The following is a 274-nucleotide window of genomic DNA, read 5'->3' on the forward strand; positions in this document are numbered from 1 at the left end:
GTGGTGGGCACCTCTGCTGTTGGTAAAACCACTTTTGCAAAAAAGCTTGCTGATAAATTACAACTTCATTATATCGAACTAGACGATTTGTTTTGGTTAGATGATTGGGAGGAAACTTCAGACCATGCTTTTTTCTTAAAAATTCAACAGGCAATTGAATCGGCAAAGCATGGTTTTGTAATCGATGGAAATTATACGCGAACAACACATGTCAAATGGCAGACCATTGATACTGTTGTATGGTTAGATTTTCCTTTTCATATCAATCTTTACC

The 274-nt window shown here is 36.5% G+C and carries 1 pseudogene; it reads left to right on the top strand.

Annotated features, from left to right (window positions below):
* Positions 1-274: pseudogene (locus ACG9ZB_RS17330) on the top strand (adenylate kinase); the annotation flags it as partial.

Source organism: Acinetobacter johnsonii, assembly GCF_048551975.1.
Classification (GTDB): Bacteria; Pseudomonadota; Gammaproteobacteria; order Pseudomonadales; family Moraxellaceae; genus Acinetobacter; species Acinetobacter johnsonii_A.